Source organism: Methanocaldococcus vulcanius M7 (genome assembly GCF_000024625.1).
Taxonomy (GTDB): Archaea; AGJL01; Methanococci; order Methanococcales; family Methanocaldococcaceae; genus Methanocaldococcus; species Methanocaldococcus vulcanius.
In genome coordinates this window covers 1,021,651-1,042,283 of sequence record NC_013407.1, presented here as the reverse complement: position 1 = coordinate 1,042,283, position 20,633 = coordinate 1,021,651, and the positions used below count along the sequence as shown (strand labels likewise).

25 protein-coding genes and 2 tRNA genes are annotated in these 20,633 nt (G+C 30.6%); 12 read left to right on the top strand and 15 right to left on the bottom strand.

The features are described 5' to 3' along the window. Nucleotides 1-24 precede the first annotated feature (24 nt). From fdhD to sppA, 4 genes are all read left to right on the top strand, one after another. On the top strand, nt 25-702 hold the full coding sequence (fdhD, locus tag METVU_RS05185; protein ID WP_015733139.1) for a formate dehydrogenase accessory sulfurtransferase FdhD: 678 nt from the start codon (nt 25-27) through the stop codon (nt 700-702). Continuing rightward, nucleotides 690-3,221 carry an ATP-dependent helicase gene (locus METVU_RS05180; protein WP_015733138.1) on the top strand — a complete coding sequence of 844 codons (2,532 nt, stop codon included), beginning with the start codon at nt 690-692 and terminating at the stop codon, nt 3,219-3,221. The genes fdhD and METVU_RS05180 overlap by 13 nt, the downstream gene beginning before the upstream one ends. 94 nt (nt 3,222-3,315) lie before the next feature. Then, nucleotides 3,316-3,714, top strand: coding sequence for a ribosome assembly RNA-binding protein YhbY (yhbY, locus tag METVU_RS05175; RefSeq protein ID WP_015733137.1), 399 nt, complete (start codon nt 3,316-3,318; stop codon nt 3,712-3,714). 112 nt (nt 3,715-3,826) lie between these two features. Further along, nucleotides 3,827-4,762 (top strand): signal peptide peptidase SppA, encoded by a 936-nt coding sequence (gene sppA, locus METVU_RS05170; protein ID WP_015733136.1) that lies wholly within the window; start codon nt 3,827-3,829, stop codon nt 4,760-4,762. Between the two features lie 60 nt (nt 4,763-4,822). Here sppA and METVU_RS05165 read toward each other — a convergent pair whose 3' ends face one another. After that, nucleotides 4,823-6,016, bottom strand: coding sequence for an argininosuccinate synthase (locus METVU_RS05165; protein ID WP_015733135.1), 1,194 nt, complete (start codon nt 6,014-6,016; stop codon nt 4,823-4,825). Between the two features lie 319 nt (nt 6,017-6,335). On the opposite strand from METVU_RS05165, the gene METVU_RS05160 reads away from it, so the two are divergent. The 3 genes from METVU_RS05160 (at nt 6,336) to METVU_RS05150 (ending at nt 8,093) form a co-directional block, all read left to right on the top strand. Beyond that, nucleotides 6,336-6,650, top strand: a complete 315-nt coding sequence (locus METVU_RS05160) for a hypothetical protein (protein WP_015733134.1) — start codon at nt 6,336-6,338, stop codon at nt 6,648-6,650. 206 nt (nt 6,651-6,856) lie between these two features. Beyond that, nucleotides 6,857-7,324 (top strand): cyclic pyranopterin monophosphate synthase MoaC, encoded by a 468-nt coding sequence (moaC, locus tag METVU_RS05155; protein ID WP_015733133.1) that lies wholly within the window; start codon nt 6,857-6,859, stop codon nt 7,322-7,324. 103 nt (nt 7,325-7,427) lie between these two features. Beyond that, a complete protein-coding gene (locus METVU_RS05150) occupies nt 7,428-8,093 on the top strand; it encodes a segregation/condensation protein A (protein WP_015733132.1) in 666 nt (221 codons plus the stop codon). 29 nt (nt 8,094-8,122) lie between these two features. Here METVU_RS05150 and acsC read toward each other — a convergent pair whose 3' ends face one another. Both acsC and cdhD read right to left on the bottom strand, forming a co-directional pair. Next, entirely contained in the window at nt 8,123-9,592 is a 1,470-nt protein-coding gene (gene acsC / locus METVU_RS05145; protein ID WP_015733131.1) for an acetyl-CoA decarbonylase/synthase complex subunit gamma, read from the bottom strand. Nucleotides 9,593-9,749: 157 nt separating this feature from the next. After that, nucleotides 9,750-10,967 carry a CO dehydrogenase/acetyl-CoA synthase subunit delta gene (cdhD, locus tag METVU_RS05140; protein ID WP_015733130.1) on the bottom strand — a complete coding sequence of 406 codons (1,218 nt, stop codon included), beginning with the start codon at nt 10,965-10,967 and terminating at the stop codon, nt 9,750-9,752. A 213-nt stretch (nt 10,968-11,180) separates the two neighbouring features. On the opposite strand from cdhD, the gene METVU_RS05135 reads away from it, so the two are divergent. Together METVU_RS05135 and METVU_RS05130 are read left to right on the top strand one after the other, a co-directional pair. Next, a tRNA-Sec gene (locus METVU_RS05135) sits at nt 11,181-11,269 on the top strand. A 24-nt stretch (nt 11,270-11,293) separates the two neighbouring features. Further along, nucleotides 11,294-12,208: a hypothetical protein gene (locus tag METVU_RS05130; RefSeq protein WP_015733129.1), complete on the top strand. Its 915-nt coding sequence runs from the start codon at nt 11,294-11,296 to the stop codon at nt 12,206-12,208. A gap of 14 nt (nt 12,209-12,222) precedes the next feature. On the opposite strand, the gene METVU_RS05125 is transcribed toward METVU_RS05130, so the two are convergent. The 4 genes from METVU_RS05125 to METVU_RS05110 all read right to left on the bottom strand — a co-directional run bounded on the left by METVU_RS05125 (nt 12,223) and on the right by METVU_RS05110 (nt 14,142). Then, complete coding sequence (locus METVU_RS05125; protein WP_015733128.1) at nt 12,223-12,705, bottom strand: methanogenesis marker 9 domain-containing protein; 483 nt, start codon at nt 12,703-12,705, stop codon at nt 12,223-12,225. Between the two features lie 488 nt (nt 12,706-13,193). Further along, nucleotides 13,194-13,282, bottom strand: a tRNA-Ser gene (locus tag METVU_RS05120). Nucleotides 13,283-13,391: 109 nt separating this feature from the next. Further along, nucleotides 13,392-13,766 (bottom strand): hypothetical protein, encoded by a 375-nt coding sequence (locus METVU_RS05115; protein WP_015733127.1) that lies wholly within the window; start codon nt 13,764-13,766, stop codon nt 13,392-13,394. A 1-nt stretch (nt 13,767) separates the two neighbouring features. Next, nucleotides 13,768-14,142, bottom strand: coding sequence for a hypothetical protein (locus METVU_RS05110; RefSeq protein ID WP_015733126.1), 375 nt, complete (start codon nt 14,140-14,142; stop codon nt 13,768-13,770). 81 nt (nt 14,143-14,223) lie between these two features. Between METVU_RS05110 and METVU_RS05105 the strand changes: the two genes are divergently transcribed. Genes METVU_RS05105 through METVU_RS05095 form a run of 3 tightly spaced genes read left to right on the top strand, consistent with a single transcriptional unit; the run spans nt 14,224 to nt 15,366 of the window. Continuing rightward, nucleotides 14,224-14,433, top strand: a complete 210-nt coding sequence (locus METVU_RS05105; protein ID WP_015733125.1) for a hypothetical protein — start codon at nt 14,224-14,226, stop codon at nt 14,431-14,433. 24 nt (nt 14,434-14,457) lie between these two features. Beyond that, on the top strand, nt 14,458-14,832 hold the full coding sequence (locus METVU_RS05100; protein WP_015733124.1) for a hypothetical protein: 375 nt from the start codon (nt 14,458-14,460) through the stop codon (nt 14,830-14,832). A gap of 9 nt (nt 14,833-14,841) precedes the next feature. Further along, the gene (locus METVU_RS05095) at nt 14,842-15,366 is read left to right on the top strand and encodes a HEPN domain-containing protein (protein ID WP_015733123.1); all 525 of its coding nucleotides are present in this window, start codon (nt 14,842-14,844) and stop codon (nt 15,364-15,366) included. Nucleotides 15,367-15,369: 3 nt separating this feature from the next. Here the strand turns inward: METVU_RS05095 and METVU_RS09100 are convergent, their stop codons facing one another. The 8 genes from METVU_RS09100 to METVU_RS09095 are packed head-to-tail and all read right to left on the bottom strand — an operon-like array spanning nt 15,370 to nt 20,621. After that, the gene (locus METVU_RS09100; RefSeq protein ID WP_015733122.1) at nt 15,370-16,386 is read right to left on the bottom strand and encodes a hypothetical protein; all 1,017 of its coding nucleotides are present in this window, start codon (nt 16,384-16,386) and stop codon (nt 15,370-15,372) included. A 45-nt stretch (nt 16,387-16,431) separates the two neighbouring features. After that, nucleotides 16,432-16,962, bottom strand: a complete 531-nt coding sequence (locus tag METVU_RS05085) for a hypothetical protein (RefSeq protein WP_015733121.1) — start codon at nt 16,960-16,962, stop codon at nt 16,432-16,434. A gap of 9 nt (nt 16,963-16,971) precedes the next feature. After that, nucleotides 16,972-18,471: a hypothetical protein gene (locus tag METVU_RS05080; RefSeq protein ID WP_048196826.1), complete on the bottom strand. Its 1,500-nt coding sequence runs from the start codon at nt 18,469-18,471 to the stop codon at nt 16,972-16,974. A 2-nt stretch (nt 18,472-18,473) separates the two neighbouring features. Then, entirely contained in the window at nt 18,474-18,815 is a 342-nt protein-coding gene (locus METVU_RS05075; protein WP_015733119.1) for a hypothetical protein, read from the bottom strand. Between the two features lie 9 nt (nt 18,816-18,824). Next, complete coding sequence (locus tag METVU_RS05070) at nt 18,825-19,259, bottom strand: hypothetical protein (protein WP_015733118.1); 435 nt, start codon at nt 19,257-19,259, stop codon at nt 18,825-18,827. After that, a complete protein-coding gene (locus METVU_RS05065) occupies nt 19,246-19,497 on the bottom strand; it encodes a hypothetical protein (protein ID WP_015733117.1) in 252 nt (83 codons plus the stop codon). Before METVU_RS05065 ends, METVU_RS05070 begins: the two co-directional genes overlap by 14 nt. Continuing rightward, complete coding sequence (locus METVU_RS05060; protein WP_015733116.1) at nt 19,469-19,654, bottom strand: hypothetical protein; 186 nt, start codon at nt 19,652-19,654, stop codon at nt 19,469-19,471. Before METVU_RS05060 ends, METVU_RS05065 begins: the two co-directional genes overlap by 29 nt. Nucleotides 19,655-19,658: 4 nt before the next feature. Beyond that, entirely contained in the window at nt 19,659-20,621 is a 963-nt protein-coding gene (locus tag METVU_RS09095; RefSeq protein ID WP_015733115.1) for a hypothetical protein, read from the bottom strand. Nucleotides 20,622-20,633: the final 12 nt, after the last annotated feature.

Here is a 20,633-nt window from a genome sequence, read left to right as displayed (position 1 = left end):
GCACTATTAAATAGGAGGATTTATATGATTAAAAAGATAAAAATAAAAAGGTTTGATGGCAGAGATGTTCGTGATGTTGAAGATTACATTGCAGTTGAAGAAAGCTATAACATCTTTATTAATGAAGAGTTTATTAAGTCCATCTCCCTATCTCCAAATTTTTTAAATGAGTTTGCAGTTGGCTTTGCTATAAGTGAAGGATTTTTAAATAAAGTTGATAAAGTTGAAGTTGATAAAAACAACATATACATCTTTGGAGAAAAAATCAAGATTAACAATAATAAAAATAATAAAGAAATAAAAATAGACATTGAAACTCTAAAGAAAATAATTTCTTATAAAATAAAGGCAAAATATTGGGAAATAACAGGAAGTTTTCACTGGGCTTCAATATTTGATTTAAAAGGCAATAAAATAATTTTTGTTGAAGATATTGGAAGATATAACGCTGTTGATAAAGTTATCGGCTATGCCATCCTAAATAATTACAACTTAAATGAAATAATATTAAAATGCAGTGGAAGAATTCCCTATGAAATCGTTAAAAAGGCCATAAACAGTGGTTTAAATATTATTATCTCAAAATCTCCACCAACAGATAGAGCCATAGAATTGGCAGAAAAAAATAACATCCTATTAATTGGCTTTGCAAGAAATGGGAAATTTAACATTTACACAAGTGAGGAAATATGGGAAAGATAGAATATCTAAAAAAGGAGTATTCTGATGAAGAGATTTATGAAATCTTAGAAGAGCCAGTGAAAGAATGGTTTAGAAAAAAATATAAAACCTTTACTCCCCCGCAGAGATATGCAATTAAAGAGATCCATGAAGGGAAGAATGTTTTAATCTGCTCCCCTACTGGGAGTGGAAAGACGTTATCAGCTTTTTTAGCAGGGATAAATGAGTTAATAAAATTATCATTGGAGAAGAAATTAGAAGATAGAATCTATATTTTATATATCTCACCACTAAGGGCTTTAAATAACGATATTGAGAGAAATTTAAAAGAGCCGTTAAAAGAGATCTATGGGGTTGCTAAAGAAATTGGTGTTGAGTTAGATGAAATTAGAGTAGCAGTGAGAACAAGCGATACAACAACCTCACAAAAGCAAAGAATGTTGAAAAAACCCCCTCACATTTTAATAACAACTCCAGAGTCATTAGCTATTGCCTTAAACTCACCAAAATTTTCTCAACTATTGAGTGGAATTAAATATGTGATAGTTGATGAAATTCACGCATTAACAAATAAAAGAGGAGTTCATCTCTCACTTTCTTTGGAGAGATTGAATAGGGTAGCGAACTTTATAAGAATTGGTTTATCAGCAACTATATATCCTTTAACTGAGGTAGCTAAATTTTTAGTTGGTAATGGGAGAGATTGCTATATTGTAGATGTTAGCTATAAAAAAGAGGTTGAGATAAAGGTTATCTCTCCAGTTGATGATTTTATTTACACACCTTCAGAGGAGATTAGCAAAAACCTCTATGGTTTATTAAAAAAACTCATAGAAGAGCATAAAACAACCTTAATATTTACAAATACAAGGAGTGCTACTGAGAGAGTTGCATTTTATTTGAAGCAGTTGGGAGTTGAAAAGGTAGAGACACACCACTCATCTTTAAGCAGAGAGCATAGGTTAGAAGTTGAGGAGAAATTGAAAAAAGGAGAGTTAAAATGTGTTATCAGTTCGACATCACTTGAACTCGGCGTGGATATTGGAAGTATCGACTTAGTTATTCTCCTCGGCTCACCAAAGAGTGTTTCAAGAGCTCTACAAAGAATTGGTAGGAGTGGGCATAGGTTGCATGAGAAAAGTAAGGGGATTATAATCCCATTTGATAGGGATGATTTAGTTGAAAATGTTGTTTTAGCTTATGATGCAAAAATTGGAAAGATTGATAGGGTTTATATTCCAAAAAACTGTTTGGATGTTCTATCTCAACATTTGGTTGGAATGGCGTTAGAGAAGGTTTGGGATGTTGATGAGGCATATAATTTAATTAAAAAGGCATATCCATATAAAAATTTGAGTAGAGAAGATTTCTTAGACGTTTTAAATTATTTGTCTGGAGGTATTGAAGAAAAAAATGTCTATGCAAAAATTTGGCTTAAAGATAATAAATTTGGGAAGAGAGGAAAATCAGTGAGGGCTATATACTACATGAACGTTGGAACCATTCCTGATGAGACAGCGGTTGATGTTATAGCAGATGGCAAATACGTTGGAGAGGTTGAGGAGGAGTTTGCTGAAAAGCTGATGAAGGGAGACATATTTGTTTTAGGAGGGAAAACATACAAATACTTAGGGGGCAGAGGAAATAAAATTAGGGTTAAAGAGGTCTTTGATGAAAAGCCAACAATTCCAGCATGGTTTTCTGAGCAGTTGCCGTTAGCTTATGACTTGGCTTTAGATATTGAAAAATTTAGAAAAGAAGTTTTATCTTCAGATATTGAAGATATTAAAGAAAAATACGACATAGATGAAAAAACAGCCAAAGCAATTAAAAATTATATGGATGAACAAGACAAATTTGCAATAGTGCCTGATGATGAAAATGCCTTAATAGAAAGTTTTGAGGAGGAAAAAAGGAGATACTATATATTCCACTTTGTAGCTGGGAGAAGGGCTAATGAGGCATTAGCAAGGGCTTTCGCTAATTATATTTCAAAAATAAAGAAATGTAATGTTCGACTTTCGGTGAATGATTATGGCTTTGCCTTAATACTGCCAAAAAATAGAAAGATAAAGAGGAATGATATAATAGAACTCTTCAACTTAGATATTGTTAAAAATGTGGAAGAAAGTATAGAGAGGAGCGAAATTTTAAAGAGGAGATTTAGGCATGTTGCTACAAGGGGCTTTATGATTTTGAGAAGATATATGAAGAGGAAGATAAGCGTTGATAGACAGCAGTTTAATGCTGAGATGCTTTTAAAATACTGTAAAGAGGTTAATCATCCTTTATATAGAGAGACATTAAGGGAAATTTTAGAGGATAGCTTAGACATTGATAACGCCTTGGATTACTTTGAAAAAGTTAAGAAAAGGAAAATTTATTATTTAGAGTTGCCAACTCCTTCCCCATTTGCATTTAATTTGGTTGTTTCTGCCTCATCTGATATTGTGTTTATGGAGGATAAAAAGAGGATGATAGCTGAATTGCACAAAAAAGTTATGGAATTTATTTCAAGGAAAAGGCAGGAAAAAGATTAAATATTAAGAAAATAGAATTAGAGTATAATTTTAAGTTTTTATTTTAAACAATTTTTCTTATTAGTTTTTTATAGGTTGAGTAAATTTTTGGGTGATGTTTATGACAGAAGAACAAAAAAGAAAACTTACTGGGAAAATGAAAAAAATGCTTAGAAGTAAAGCTCATGATTTAGAACCGGTCGTTTGGATTGGAAAAGAGGGTAGTGATAAAGTTATTAAGGAGGTTGATAGACAACTAAAAGAGAGAGGTTTAATAAAGGTTAAAGTAAGAAAAGCTGCTTTATTGTATGAAGATAAATATGATATTGCTGAAAAGCTTGCTAAGACGTGTGATGCAGAGGTTGTTAGTGTAGTAGGACATGTAATAACTTTATTTAGGCCAAGGGAAGGTTGGAAAAAGTATTTGGCTAAAAAACCAAGAAAGAAGGTTAAAAAAGATGAAAAGATCATTGAGTTGTTTGAGAAGTTTAGAAAGAAGGCAGTTAAAGATTAAGCGAGTTTTAAAGATTAAAGCATTACTTATTAAAAATGTTGAGGGCTAACTATTAATACCACTAAATCTATTATTTTGGTAGTATGCAAAACCATTCAATTCAAGTGATAGTATGAAAAAAATATATGTTGTGATCATTGCCCTATTTTTGATACTGGTTTGTTTACTTGCAGTTGGAGTGCTTGCTATCTTGAGTTTTTCAGGAGAGAATATAGATCTACTTGGAGGAAATAAAATTGCAAAAGTGTATTTATGTAATGAAATATACTTTGATTACAGTCAAGGAGATGGACTCTTTCCATCAGAAAAGAAAGATGCAAGATACTATATAAATTTGCTTGACAAGTTAGAAAAGGATAACTCGGTTAAAGGAGTTTTGTTGATTGTTAATTCTCCTGGAGGGGAAGTTATAGCAAGCGAAAAATTAGCGAGGAAGGTTGCAGAATTAGCCAAGAAAAAGCCAGTGGTTGTGTATGTTGAGGATTTAGATGCTTCTGGGGCATATATGGCTTCTGTTCCTGCAAATTATATAGTTGCTGAAAAACATTCAATAGTTGGAAGTATTGGAGTTAGGATGGATATAATACACTACTACGGATTAATGAAAAAACTCGGCATAAACGTAACTACAATAAAAGCAGGGAAGTATAAGGATATTGGCTCTCCATACAGGCCTATGACCAAAGAGGAGAAAGAGTATCTGCAAAAGATGATAAATGAAACCTATATCGATTTTGTTAAATGGGTTGCAAAGTATAGGCATTTGCCTTTAAATTATACGTTTAAAATAGCAGATGGAAAAATATACAGCGGAGAGGATGCTAAGAAAGTCGGATTAGTTGATGAAGTTGGAACCGAAGAAACTGCTTTAAAAAAATTAGAACAACTGGCTAATGTCTCAAATCCTGAGATTGTTGAGTATGGTTTAGAAGAAAATAGAGGGCTATTTGGATTAACTTATGATTTAGGGTATGGAATAGGAAAAGGTCTTGGAGAGGTCTTATGTGAAATGGGAAAATTAAATTCAAAAGTGGAGTTGATGAGTTAAGTTATTTATATTTTTTTCTTTTTTTACTTTTAATCTATTAACCTTTAACTTTTTAATCTATTATTGTTTATTTTTCTTCTTTACCAATTCGTAGAGCATTGCTTGTAATCCGTGATACTTAACCATACCAGCAATTTCCTTTTGGTCCATTTCTTTTTCATCGAAAGAGACGAGTTCTTTGCTATATAGAGCATAAGGACTTTCTCTTCCAACAACCCTCGCACTTCCTCCATATAACTTAACTTTGACTTTTCCACTCACTCGCTCTTGGGTTTTATCAATAAAAGCATCTAAATCCTCTCTTAATGGATCAAACCACAAACCTTTATAGATAAGCTCTCCGTACAAGCTATCTACAATTTCTTTAAATCTGAGTTCGTCTCTTGTTAAGACCAACTGTTCCAAAGCTTTATGTGCTGTTATTAATAAAATTGCTCCAGGACATTCGTAGTTTTCTCTTGATTTTAATCCAACTATCCTATCTTCAATAATATCTATTCTACCAACACCATGCCTTCCAGCAATCTCATTTGCCTTTTTTATCAACTCAACAGGATCTAATCTTTCTCCATTTATTGCCACTGGAATTCCTTTTTCAAATTCAATCTCTACAATTTCTTCTTCTTTATCTTCCAATGGGTTTTTAGTCCAAGCATATATTTCCTCTGGAGGGATAAAATCCGGATCTTCCAATTCGCTACCTTCTATACTTCTTCCCCATAAGTTTTCGTCAATACTGTATTTTTTACTTTCTGTTGGTATTGGAATACCCTTTTCCTTTGCATATTCAATTTCCTCAACTCTTGTTAAGTTTAAATCCCTTATTGGAGCAACAACCTTTAAATCTGGAGCTTTTATTCTAATAGTTGTTTCGAATCTAAATTGATCATTTCCTTTTCCAGTGCATCCGTGGGCAACTGCCTCGGCTCCAACTTCTTTGGCAATCTCAACAACTTTATAAGCTATTAGTGGTCTTGCTAAGGCCGTTGATAGAGGATAACCTTCATACATTGCGTTTGCTTTAATTGCTCTAAATATATAATCTTTAACAAACTCCTCTTTTGCATCAATAGTGTAGTGTTTTAAAACACCTAAATTTTTAGCTTTTTCTTCCACTTCCTTTATTTCCTCTACTGGTTGTCCAACATCCACGCAGACAGAAACGACTTTATAATCATATTTATCCTCCAATAATTTTAAGCAACAACTTGTATCTAAACCTCCAGAATATGCCAAAACAGCTATTTTTTCCATACTTATCTCCTCCATATAATTTCTAAGCACACATATAAAACGTTAACTTACATAATATAATAAATTATATATAAACTATAAACAGTGATACAGATTAGCAAGATATTGTAGTAGTTGTTTATTATATTAACGATTTGGTTGGACGGTCTCAAAAATGATAAAAGATGTTATATATTAACCTACTAATTTAAATATGCAAAAATAACATAGATAAAAATATAAGAATAGATTAAAGATTAAGAAAAGAAAAAGTTTGATAATACAAATACAAATATCCAAAAAATAAAGAAATACAAAACAAATAATAGCAAGGGCTACCATGGGAGAAGAAAATAAGGAAAATGAAACTGAAAAAGTAAAAAATCTGGAAGAGAAAGTAAATGTGTTAAGTAAAAGAATTTTAGAATTAGAAAGAAGAGTTGATGCAAAATTAAAGGAAAATGAGAAAAAATTAGATGAGAAAACTGATAAAATAATGAGAAAAGAAGTAATTTTATTGATAGGTATGCATTTGAAAACTATCGATGATTTAAAGCGAATTTTAAAACTGATCAACACAAATATAATTGTTTTGGGGATTTTAATAACAATTCTTTATATTTTTCTAATTATCGCAATTTTAAAAGTTATCTAAAAGTTATCTAAAAAATTAAATAAAACTAAATTAATTAGAACAAGGGATTAAATTAATAAATATTAAACTAATAAATAACCAATAAATAATAAAAAAATAAAATTTGGGATAGATATTTTTGTATTAACGTATATGACGAAATTTAACGGCTTTCATCTGAATTCTTAGCGAAGATTAATAATTTGAGTGATAATCAAGGTGTGAAAATGCTTACTCACGTGGATGAAAAAGGCGTTAAAATGGTAGATATATCAAAAAAAAGTAATGTAGGGAGAATCTGTATTGCAGAAGGATATATTAATCTAAAACCAGAAACAATAAAACTGATAAAAGAAAACAAAATTAAAAAAGGAAATGTTTTGACAACAGCTCAAATTGCAGGAATCTTGGCAGTTAAAAAAACCCAAGATCTGATTCCAATGTGTCATCCTTTACCAATAACCTCGATAAATATAGATTTTGAGATATTTGATAATAAAATAAAGGCAATATGTTCAGTTAAAACAACGTATAAAACAGGAATAGAGATGGAAGCACTTACAGGCGTTTCAATAGCACTACTAACCATTTGGGATATGGTAAAATCCGCAGAAAAAGACGAAAACGGAAATTATAATAACACTGAAATCTTTGGAGTTAGAGTTGTTAAGAAGGTTAAATTATCTTCGGATTAAATCTTAGATTTGACATTAGGATTTAAATAGTTCATCTAAATAGATCATGAATAATTTAAATAGATTAAATTAGTTTAGAGTATATTTTTGCGGGAGATGGCTTATGGTTCATGAGAATTTTGATATTGTTCTTTGGATCAGGATGATAAAAGAGGGAATTGAAAAGAAGAACCTAAATCCTTGGGATGTTAATATTGCCGAAATTGCAGATTATTATCTTCAAAAAATAAGGGAATTGAAGAAATTTGACATCAGATTATCTGCTGATGTTGTTCTCGTTGCAGGTATTCTCTTAAGAATGAAATCGCAAGCCCTCTATGAAGAGGTTAATGAAGAAGAGGAAGAAGAGGAGTATTTTGAAGAAGATATATATGAAGAGCCGGAAGATAGAAAACAGAGAAAGTCCAAGAGCAAAGGAAAAAAAAGTAAATCAGTTAGTGTTGATGAGTTAATTGAGACGATTGAGAAAGAGTTGAAAAAAGTTAAAAAATCAAGAAAAAAGAAAGAAAAAAAGATAATAGATGTAGAGGAAATAGTGGAAGAGCTCATCGAGGAAGAGGATGTTTCCGATATAATTAATGAATTGTTATATGACCTTGAAAAGGAAGGGATAATTATCTATCAAAAAAAATTCAAAACAAAAAATGAGAGAGTTAGATATTTTTTACCTTCACTTTATTTAGCAAATGATGGAAAAGCTGAACTTATTCAGGAGAAATTATTTGGAGAACTGATAATAAAAATAAAAAATAAAAAAATAGAAAATTAAAAATGATTGTTTATTATAAGACAAAAGAATTAAGATCTATTTTTCTCTCTCCATTCATTTAGAATCTTATCCCAGTTTTTCCTTAAAAAGTCCCCAACCTGTGAAGAATCTCTGGTTCCGACTATACATGTCCAGCCGGTTTTATCTTCAATATCTCCTCTTGTAGAAGCAGCTAACGCAGGTAGTATTATGACTCTATGATTAACTTTCTCCGCGATTCCTGTTTCTTCAATTAATCTCTTGGCATTTTCTCCATTATACTGCCCACCTGCAACTGAGACATCAACCGCTTTACCTCCTGTGTCCATCACTAAGAGCCAGCATCTAACGTTATCTTTTTCAAAATCTCCCGTTACTGTATAGAAGGTAAGAGAGAAGTTTGTGGTTAAGATAACTGGACTATTTTCGTCAGGATTGCCTATTGGATATAGACCTGGCTCGACTGCTTGTGGCTTTCTTGGATCTGTGTAGATACACTGCCTTAACGTTAGAACAGGCATTAACTCCCAGATGTCTGTTCCATGCATGATGAGTGCATCTGCATATCTATTTAATAAAGCATCTGCTATCGTTGCCTCAAACATCTTAGCAACAACATCTTTATCATCAAAAAATCCTGACATTGGACATTCATGTTTTAGGGCATAGTAGTAAGCGTTTATTGGTAAATTTAATATTGGAAATCCAAGGTATTTATCTTCCCTTTCTATTGCGCTTCTTCGTATCATAACATTTAGATCGAGCGTTTCGGCAATATTTTCAGGGTATGTGTGAGGTTCTAACACTAAATCCTCTATTCCATTAGCAAGACACTTCGCAGACATGTTTTTTAACTCTTTAACGTTATTTGATGAGAGAACTAAAACTACATCTTTCTCTTTTTTTAGTTCTTTTATTACCCTTATAAAATCGTTTAATGTCTCTTTTGTTGCAGCGTAGATCATTGGTTTTGATTTAACAACTTTTAATCCCTCTTTAATAATATTTGGATCTAAAGAAGCAAGGCAAATAGGCATTTTTGTTTCTTTTTCAACTATCTCAATGGCTTTTTTAAACTTTTCAGCATCTTTTGATGCATTTCTTATTACAATAAAGTCCAATCTTAACTTCTCTCCCGTTCTTTCAAATACAAAGTTTTCAATTTCTTTTGCTTTGTTTTTTATCTCCTCTTCACTTAAATTATCACTTATATCAATGCCAATAGGTGTGGGATTAAAGAATGAAAGCTGATACCTATACATTACCTCGTCTCCACCCATAACTGCCCTTTTTTCACTATTTCCAAACCAAACTTCTTTTACAGGTGGAGAGATCATCTCTATTATTTTCTTTTTATTTTTTTCAAACTTTGGCGTGTTTAATATTGGACACTGATCAACTGTTGCCTCCTTTTCAAGTAATTTTGTAGCAAATGCCATACAAGATGGATAACCACATTTTTTACAGTTTGTTTTTGGTAGTAGTTTATAAATATCCATTGCACTTATTTTCTTAGGCATATCTCTCACCTTTAAATTAAACTACGAAAAATTTTATGATAATTTTTTATAATTGTTTATGGAATTTATATCATGTGTTATAAACTGATGAACCGTTATCCGAAAGAATAAACATCATTTATTTTGTTATTAAGGATGTTGCGAGAGGAAAGAGCCCTTATGGGCAAGTAATCCATTCATAGTTATTTGTGTTTAATTTAACTTCTCCTGGCTTTGTTGTTAGTGTTTTTCCAATCTCTTTTAATGTTTTTACAGCGATTGGATTAAGCATCATAAAGAGATCTACTCCACAGAGCATCATCGTAATTCCCGTAGTTATCTCCCAAAGTGGAAGTCGATATTCTCTCGGTCCCCATTCCTTATTTACCATCCACGCTTCCCTTGCTCCGTTAGCGTTAGTTGTTCCTGAAGACATTGGCATGTTAACAACTTCATCTCCCTTTAATCCACTTAGTCGTAATCTTGTCATCGCATTTATTGAGAATTCTATCCCATATCCCAGTGCACAGGTTGTTGGATCCATAACTATTCTGTTAGGATCTAATCCTGCCTCGATTAATTTTCTATTTAAATCACGAGCCATGTTTGGATCCATAATACTCCAAGCCAGTACATTGTGATCATACTTCATAGCTGCATCAACAACTTTTTTATAATCAAGTTCTAAGTTTGCAGAAGCTAATAAACATCTATCTCCCTCTGCCACTTCCGCACACGCTTCTAAAACTAACGGATCCTTTTGAGGATTTCCACTACCTCCAATAACAAACGGAACATCAACTGCCTGTAATAAATCTTCCATTAATTTTGCCGCCTCTTTCGGACTTTTATCTTTAATCTTTGGATCTGTGGAGATATGATGAATAGTTATCATATCTGCTCCAAAGTCCTTGACACACTTTCTTGCCCACTCACAAGGATCCTCCATAACATCCTGGAAATACTGCCTGATCGGTTTTGGAAGTCCAGGCATTGGAATATCAAATATATCAAACGTTACAACAGGAGGATTAGGTTGAGGATCTTCAAATCTATATAATGCTCTCTGCCCTCCAATTTTAACGACTTTTCCTCTTCCTCCCTCTGATTTTGGTTTACCAAATTGGACTTCTCTTATGTATCCCTTGTATTTTTCTATTGGTGGCTCCCAATCAAGCTCTGGAACCTCTTTAATTTTTATTAATCCTTCCTCTGCAAGTGTTTCTTTTAGAGCTGGTGTTTGTGGTATCGTTATTGGCGGGGAGGAGGGGATATTTATGATAAGTTCCTCTGCATCGATAACTATGTTTTCAATCTCAATTTTTCCTACCTTTTCAATGATTTTAATCAAGGCATTTAAATCCATAACCTCACCTAATCTGTCATTATAGATCATTATAGATTATGATTAAGTTATGCACAAACTTCCTATATAAAGGTTATTATTTCTACATTTTAAATTGAAATTTTAAAGAAATAAAGGAGATTTTACTTTACAATTACCTTGAATTTAATTAAAAACAAGTTTCATATATTAGATAACTTAATATACCTATCACAATTACCATGAAAAACTTTTATATATTTTATGTATCTATGAATAATTCGTGGCGCGGGGTGCCGGGCTTGGTAGCCCGGGGCGGACTTCAGATCCGTCGAGGGCGAGAGCCCTCGGGGTTCGATTCCCCCCCTGCGCCGTCTTTTATATAACTCTGTGAGAATATGGAGAAGATCTATTCTAAATTTGGAGGAATTGATGATTTAAAAAAGATTATTTCCGGATTGTCAAAATTTACAGGAGTTATTAGAATAGATAATGCTTTTTTATATTATATTGACTCAAAACTAATTAGTTCAAAGATTGGTAATGAAGAAAAAAGTTTAGAGGATATATTTTCAGAAATTCCTGATAATTTCATAATAGAAATATATAAAGGTTCTGAAGAAGAAGTGAGATATGCAATAAAAAATTTTAAGCCAGAGAACTCTATTATAGAGGTTTCAAAGTTGAGTTTAATCTCTAAAAATGGAGTGGTGTTAAACACCTATTCTGATATATTTGAGTATATAGACGGATTTGTTAGAGCAATATTTATTCCAAAAAGATTTAAAAATGAGAAAGGTGTCGTAATTTACAAAAATAACAAAGAAATTTTTGCCATATACTTTGGTAAGAGAATTTTATACGGAAAAAAAGCAATCAGTAAACTTAAAACCACGTTTGCAGTTAGCGAGATAATTGCAAAGATTGAAAAAATTAGAAAAAGCGAATTAGAAGAAATAATAAGTAAATATCCGGATGGGATGTTGGTATTTTGGGACTCATTTAAAGATCTAATTGATAAGATAATTTCTTCAAAAGTTCCAAAAATTTTAAAAAACACTTCACTTGTGGAAGCGTTATCTTGTGGGTCTACCCTTCTATTAAAAATTGAGGGCAGTGAGACAGGATATATCGTTTCAAAAAGTGGAAAGCCAATATATGCCTTTTTAAATGATTATGATGGAGAAAAAAGCTATCGTTTATTAAAAAGTTTATGCATTGTAGAGGATGTCATATACTATGTGTATGATCTCTCGAAAGAAGAATATGAAATGTTTAAAGAATTTAAAGAAAATAAAATTCCAAAGATATAACATTTGTCCTCATTTTATATTTTTTCATCCCTATTTTCATTATTTTTAGTTATGGCCATTTCATAAGCTTTCTTTAAATCTCCTGTCTCTAAAATACATTTTTCTGCTAATTTTTTTGGAATTCCCTTCTTGACAAAAATCTCAACCGCCTCTTTAAAAAATTGGCTATTTTTTATGATCTCCTCGGCAAGTTGTTTTTTCAATTCCATATATTCATCAGGGCTTATATTGTTTTTAGCAAGCTCATAATCCCTATAAGGGCATGGTTTCGTTATTTTACAACACCAAACCAAACTTCCAAAGCAGGTATTTTTTCCCAAACCAAGTTTAGTTTTCTTTCCAAACTCCTCTTTTATTTTTATAAACTCTTCTGGCGTCATTTTTAGAACTGCAAGAGCTTTATGTATTGGACAATATTTAATTGGAGGACAACAAAAAGCCAGACCTCTTAAGTCCCCTCCTCTACAAATATGCGAAGGAGCATTTTTCCATCCCATTTTTTCACCATATATATTTCCATTAGTTTTCTTCATGTTTTTATCAAAATTCTTTGTTCTTATATTTTTACTTTTTATTTTTTTATTTAATTATTCCAAATTTATTTATTACTTTTGTTCAAATTAAATATTTAATCTTAATATTTCCAAAATTAACTTTACTCTTTTTTATTTATATCGATATGTTTGGATGTATTATTAACAATTAATTAAAATAAGTTTAAATTGAAGACCTTACATTCTTACAAAATTTTGATGTAAGATAGAGGTATATCTCTAAAACTGATTCGGGAAAGTAATACTCAACATGAGAGGACCTACAATGTTGAGTATGAACACAAAAAAATCCAACTATTTAAAATAATCGATTAGCATATAAGTCCAGTGGTTTTAAAAACCATTGGTTTTATAAAGCAGTTGGATGTATCCAACAAATCGTGTATTCCTAAAAGAGCTGTAATTTAACCTTTTTTGTGATAAAATAGGTATGGCGCAGGGGCTGGGATTTGAACCCAGGCGGGGCAAAGCCCCATGGGATCTCAAGTCCCACGCCGTAGCCTGGCTTGGCTACCCCTGCTCAAAAATGCATATTTGAATACGGAGGATATAGTATATATAGTTTACGATAACTCATCAATTTAAAATTTTGGAATTTATAATTCAGGAGTAATTTTTGACATAATCAATTATTTATTTCTAAAAATATATTTTTCTGGTTTTTTGTCTTTAATTTTTATTTTAGTATTAACGTTGTAATCTGATTTTTTCCTAAGGTCGTGGAGCTTTTTCAATTTATTTGCTACCTTTATTAATTTTCTATTCCTTATTATTTTTGAAAATTCATTAAGATACAACCTAATGAAACTATGGATTAATCCAGAAAAGAAGTATTTTTTAACTTCATCTCTTTCATCTACTCTATAAATCATATTTCTTATTGTTAAAAAAGTGTAATAGTAATATCTCCCAATAGCAGTTCTATACTTTCCTTCGTTAGGAAAAGATTTAAAATTTGGAAGCTTATCAGCAATTTCCTTAAACTCTTCACATTTAAATTCCATTTTATCCCTCAACAATTATAATATTGTGTAATGAAGCATTTTCAAATTTTGAGTTTATTATCTTGTCCAATTTCCCTTCAATTTGCAACTGCTCCTCTAAATCAATACCTTTAACAAAAACTCTAATTATGTTTATATCCTCATCTACATCATAATCCAACAAAATCTCATATTTTAAGTCCTTATAATATTTCTTCAAATATCTATCAACATAATCGGCAATTTCGTAAGCAATATCTTTATTTTTGGCATATTTTTCAAACACTTCTGTCTTTTTAAATTTCTTTTTCAATGCTTCTTTTTTTAAAATCTCTATTGCCTCTTTTTTTGATATTGTAGCAGGAAGTTCTAAGGTTAATTTAACTTTTGATGTCATGATAATCACCGATAAAAATCTTATAATACAATATATATTATTATTGGATATAAATATACTTCAGAAGACGGAAGGGATAAAATGTCAGAATGGACGACGATAAGAATAGGTGCGGATGTTAAAGACGAGCTTGATTTGCTGTATAATGCGTTAAAAAAGAAGGGATTTAAATTTAGAAATCAAAATGAGTTTTTAAAATATATTTTAGCTGATTTTATGAAGAGAAATAATCTCGAAAAAATAATGATAGAGTTCTCACTTCCAAAAGAATATGAAAATACAAAAATTTAATTAAACTACTTTTTGGTGAGAGTTATGCCCACAAAGATAACCGTTGAGCTTCCAGCAGGAATTTCAAAAGAGGAAGTATTAAAAGAGATTGAGGATTTAATCAAACTAAAAAAATATGAAGTAAATGAGGGCTTTAAATTGCTCAATGACTATGATAAAAAGAGGGCTTTGAAAATTGCCGAATTTGTTGAAAACTATTTAAAAAAGCACTATCCAAAGGTTAGATTTAAGATAGGATTGGAGTATGATGACTTTGAGAAGGAAATAACTATATGTGTTTATTATTTAAGTAAATTGTCAAGTGATGATAGATTGAGGATTATTGAAGAGGTTTCTGATGCAATTAGAAAAGAATTTCCAAAATCTGAAAGGAAAAATATATATGTAGTGTATTTTTAGGTAGATAACATGAGAAGGAGATTTTATTATAATCCAAAGGGATTTTATGATATTGCAGAGGTCTTAAAGGATGATAAAAACTATAAAGCAGAAGATAGGTATAGAACAGTAATAGGAAGGTATTATTACTTTATTTTTTTAACAGTTAGAGATTTAATTTTAAAAGCTGATAGGAGACCTTTAATACAAGATTTGTTAAATTCTTCCAGGAGCCATTTTTATGTTAGGACATATTTAGAAGAACTTGCAGAGATAACAAATAATTATGATTTTGAAAAAATATCTGAAAATATAAAACGATTGCACAATCTTCGAAAATTGGCAGATTATAGGACAGATATAAAAATAACTTCTAAAAATGCTGAAGATGCTAAAAAATTAGCAGATAAAATAATCGATAAGATAAATTCAATAACATATTCTAATAAAAAAGGATTAAAAGACATTGTTGAGTTTCTCACTATAAAAGAGATGAATAAAAGAGTTAGCAAAAAAGAGGGTAAAAAATACCTTCCAACTCTCGATTTTGAATGAGTTTTATTCATCCACCCCAATTAAATCATACTTTGCAGGATTAATCATCCATTTAATAATGTTATTAACTGTTGGTTTTAATCTCTTCTTTGCCTTCTTTTTCTCATCAACTTTAACTGATTTTTCAACATCTTTTCCTTCTAATTTTAAAACTTCTTTCCAAATTTCTTTTAATTCATTTTCATCAACTTTATGTTGTTTTAAATAGTTAGCAAGCTCAATTCTTGCCTTTATAAACTTTCTAACTAATTTCATTAATTCCTCTTTATTTGCCTCGTTCTTTGCCATGTTATCACCCAAATAATCGACTCCTTCAATGTCAAACTCATCAAATTTGTCTAAGTTTTCCATCCAAGTTAAAAACATATTATAAAGTTCTTCCTCTGATTTTGCATTGTTTAAATCAAAAATCACATCTGCTTTTGTTTGTTCATCGTTCTCTCTTTCTTCTAATGGTTTTTCATCATTTATTTTTCTTGCTTCATCAAATAAATGTCTTTTTAAATCATTTAATGATTTATCCTCATAATTTTTAAGTTCATTCTCATCTTTTTTTAGTAATGGCTTAATGTGTTCCAAAACAAGCTGTTTATTTTCTTCATAAGTAAGTTTTTCATCAACCAATGCCTCTAAATCTACCAAATCAGGATCTACTCCTCTATTTTTCAACCATCTTTTTAAATAACTTATCATCTGCTTTTTTGAGAATTTTTTAACTGTTCTTTTTTTAGTTTTAGATGATGTCATATTCTCACCTTTAATTTCTTTTAAAGCTTCTTTAATTTCTTTTCTAATTTTATTCAGAGTTTTTTCAGGAACTTTTGAAACTTTATGATTATATTTTGGATAAGTTAATCGGTATAATAGTAATAACCTACCGTATGCTGTCTTTTTAGAAATCTTTCCTTCCCTATAATCTAAAATAATATTTTTTAGAATTCCTCTAAATTCTGATGGATTGTCTAAACCTTTTTCTCCTGTATCTTTGACTGTCTTTCCTAAATATTTGTATTTTTCCATAATAATCACTTTTTCAGTTCTTTTATTATTTCATCAGCCATTAGATTACATATGATGGTGAATATCAGGAATAATATCGCTAAAATCACCACTTTGCTGTTTATTTTCATTAACACCACCTATTGGAATTCTTAGGTATTTACAAAGCTCTAAAACATTTTCTTTATTTGAAATATCCCCAATTAGTTCATTATTGTAATCGTAAATAAGAAATCTGAAATTATCTTCATCAAACACCAAATAGAAGTTTTTAAAGATATTTTCATTCACTTTAACAGTTGTTAGGATTTTCTTAACTTCTACGAGTTTCATATTTCTAAATGCTTCCAAAATCCTATGTGGCATACATAATAAAGCATAAATGAAGTTTTTCTTTTCTTCTACAGTTTTTAGAGAGTTATAAACTTTCCAGCCGTAATTGCAAATTGCATCAATGTTTTTAGGCGGTTTTGTCTTCCATTCCCTTACATCTTCCTCTATGAAGTTTTTTAAGTGGTAGAAAAAATTTTCTTTGCTTTTAAACCTCTCTAAATAATAATTTGCTATTTCTATCCCCATATAGTATTTTTTAACCATGCTTTCCCTCTACTCTATTCTGATTTTTAAAATATTATATGCCTTCATTTGCAAATAACTCGGAAAAGTTGAGCCAATTACAAATTTTGTGATACCTTCATTTTCCATAACTTGACTTAATAAAGCATAAGTGCCTTTCCAAGTTTTTAGCATTAATAAAGGGAAATTTGGCTTATTAAAGAGTTTATCAATGTTATCTTTTGTTAATTCAATTTCTCTTAAAAAAACATCTCCATTTGGTAGTGGTATCATTCCACAAAGTTTGTAATTTGAAGGTTGTAAATTATAAGCTTTATAAATGTGGTATTTTGGGAAAAACCAGCCGTCGTATTTTGCAAATCCATAATTACAATTTACTAATGTATATTCAAATGTGTAATCTACTGTAAATTTTAAATCTTCAGTTATAAGTTGTGGAGCAAGTTTTGAAATTTCATTAAGAAAATCTTCCCAGGTGTAATTATTTTTAGATATTCCCAAAAAATTTGCAATGGCACTGCAAGATTCAATAATATGTTCAGCCCAGTTTCCCCAAAAATTATCTGCATCTATGGGATTTTCAGGTGTGGGATTAAAATAATTGGTTAAAAATTTTGCAAAAGATACAACATTATCTCCGTTTGTCTGTTTCCATTCATTCCATTTTTTAACTCCGTCCATTATTGATTCCGCGGCTGAATATAGCATAAATCCTAAAATTACTGCAATTCCTTCTGAGAGGCCTAATGCTCCAACAATAGCATCACCAAGAGCGTCGATTGCATAATTTAAACCTATGCTTATTAGAACGTTAGGATCTTTAACATACTCATAAGCATCTCCTAATTTTTGTTTTGCTATATCAACAATTCCTTGGATGTTATATTGCGATAAAGCATTGAATATCTGCCTTGCAGTATTAACTGCGATAGCAACTGAAAGCGTGTTTGAATTGTCTGCTAAATGATTATACCAATCTGTATATTTTTTCATTAAATTATATGCATTATAAACAAAATTTTTTAAAAAATCTATAAATTGTTGATCATAAATTCCAAATTCAGCTAAAATATCCCTTTCAGTTGAACCTGTTAATTTAATACTTCTTTGCACCAAGGAAGTAATCCATCCAACTTCTATATCAGTTCCCCAATATATGTTTCCATTACTTAATCTGTATCCACTTGGAAAAATCATATTTCGGTCTGGAAATCTAATGTATGGAACTCCCCTCCACATGCTAAATCCTAACTGTTGTATTTCCAAGTTAAAGTAAATATATCCCGTTCTTGCATTTACATCTGGGAGATTAAAACCGAAATCTATTAAATCTGGAAGATTAAAATCAATATTAAAATCAATATTAACGTTTTTATCATCTATAATTTCATTTCCAACGAATAATCTCTGTAAATTGTTATTTGTAGATCCAAAAGTTCTGGTTTCATTTATACTAAGGTCTATGCTAAAAAAGTTATTTAAATCGCTGTATGTTGGTGTTCCAATAAATTTTGTCTTCCAATCAACCATATTCATACACCATAGTTATCTTCTAAAATTTCATAAACGATATTAACAAATATTGGATTTTCTACCTGTCCAATAACTTCAACTTCTATTTTGTTTATGAGGATTGGAGATTTTTTAAATTGCTCTCCCGTTGTCCCTTTATAGACATAATAATTCCCGTGTGATCTTTCATCACCATAAACAGATGCTATTACTGGGCTATTTTCCTGAAAACCTGAAAAACTAACTTGTATAATCCTAAAAGGTTTGTTAATTGTAAATTCCTTTTTTCCTTCGTTTGATATTACATCACAATAAAAATCAACATTTGAAATGTCTCTAATTATTCCTCTGAAACCTGTCATTTTATCCCGTTATCCTCTTTTTATTCCAATTCTTTCATATTTCGATTTTATTTTTATTGCTACTTTATTATCCAGCTCTTTTTTTAAATTTTCAGTCCTCTCTATAACATTTTTAACTAAATTACATACTGTTTCATCATTACTTACTACACCAAGCCATCTCCATCTTTTATTTATCATTGCAGAAGCATAAACGGTTGTATTTGTTTTGTTGTTTATTTTAGTTTCATAATGTCTAATATCAATAACATCTCCATTTTTGCAACAGACAACAACTCCTTTTCTTTTCTGATCCATTCTTCCTATTTTCCAAGATCCCTGCCATACATTTATTTCTTTAACCTCTTTATTTGATAATGCATTATCTATATTATCCAAAATTTGCCCTCTTCTTTTTAAATGCTCGTTTATATATGCCTCTTCATTAATATTAAGCTCTATCATCTTCTCCCTCATCTTCTACTTCTTTTTCAATATTTTTTAAGATAGCTTTAACAGCATCTAAATCTTGCTTTATTATTGTGAATGTTGCTTTATTATTGTTAAAAGCTAAATCAAAAATCAAATAACCTAATTCAGTTGTTTTATATGCTTCCTCTAACTTTAAAAGCTCTTCCTCACTTCCAGAAACTTCAACATCCAACAAGTAAGGGTCATTTTTTGGAATTATTTTTAATTCCATTTACTATCACCACGATTAAAATTATTAGTAGTAAAATAATAATTATAGCTGTTCTATTGTCGTTATTTTTATTTTTGTCTTTATTTTCGGTTCTATTAACGTAATAAATTTGATTCCCTGCTCCTAAATCATCTATCTCCCCATATACAAAATACATGATCTCACTTTGATATTTTCTTTTTTAATTTCTTAAATCCACCTTTTTTAACTCCAAAGTAATAACCCCCAATTAAAACTGCTCCTCCAATAGCCAGATAAACAAATTCTTTAGGAATTCCTAATTTGTTTGAAATTCCATCCACAATTCCTTCTCCCCCATTATTTAGTCCATATAATCCATCATCCAATCCATAGTCCCCTGAACCATAATCTCCATAGTCCCCTAAACCATTATCTCCATAATCCCCTAAATCGTTTCCATTACTTAATCCATCTAATATATCCCCACTTTCATCATTTCCTAAATCACCAGTCCCTAAATCTCCTAAACTTCCCAAATCTCCTAAACTATCCGTAGGCATACTTCCTAAATCTCCCAAACTGCCTAAATCTCCAGATCCTAAGCTTCCTAAATCTCCAGCTCCCAAATCCCCTAATCCTAAATCTCCTAAATCTCCATTTTCTAATCCTTGTTCTTGTGGTTTAAACATCTCATAAGCCATTAATCCCAAAAATCCGATGTTTGCTAAATCACTTAGTTTTTCTAATAAACTTTTTTTTGGTTGCATCATCATTCTTTCTTTTAATCTCGCTTCTTCAATTTCTTTTATCTTCATTTGATTTTTCTCCCTAAGTGCTTTTAACTTTTCTGCTAATGATTGTCTATATTGTTTTATTTTATTCAGAATTGATGCTCTTCTCTGCATTACTAAATTTCTCATTTCAACTGCTCTATTTTTCATAGCTTCTAATCTCTGTAATTGTCTTTCCCTAAGTGCTTTTAATCTCTCTGCTAATTCCAATCTTTGCTGTCTTATTTTCTGCAACAATGAAACTCTTCTTTTTAATAGTGCGTTCCTAATTTGTGCAACTCTCGATAATCTAAATTTATACAGATTCCTTAATTCAGCTAATTTTTTAGCATAACCACTTGTTAATCGTCTTCCCAATCTTAATAAAACCATAATCATCCCTTA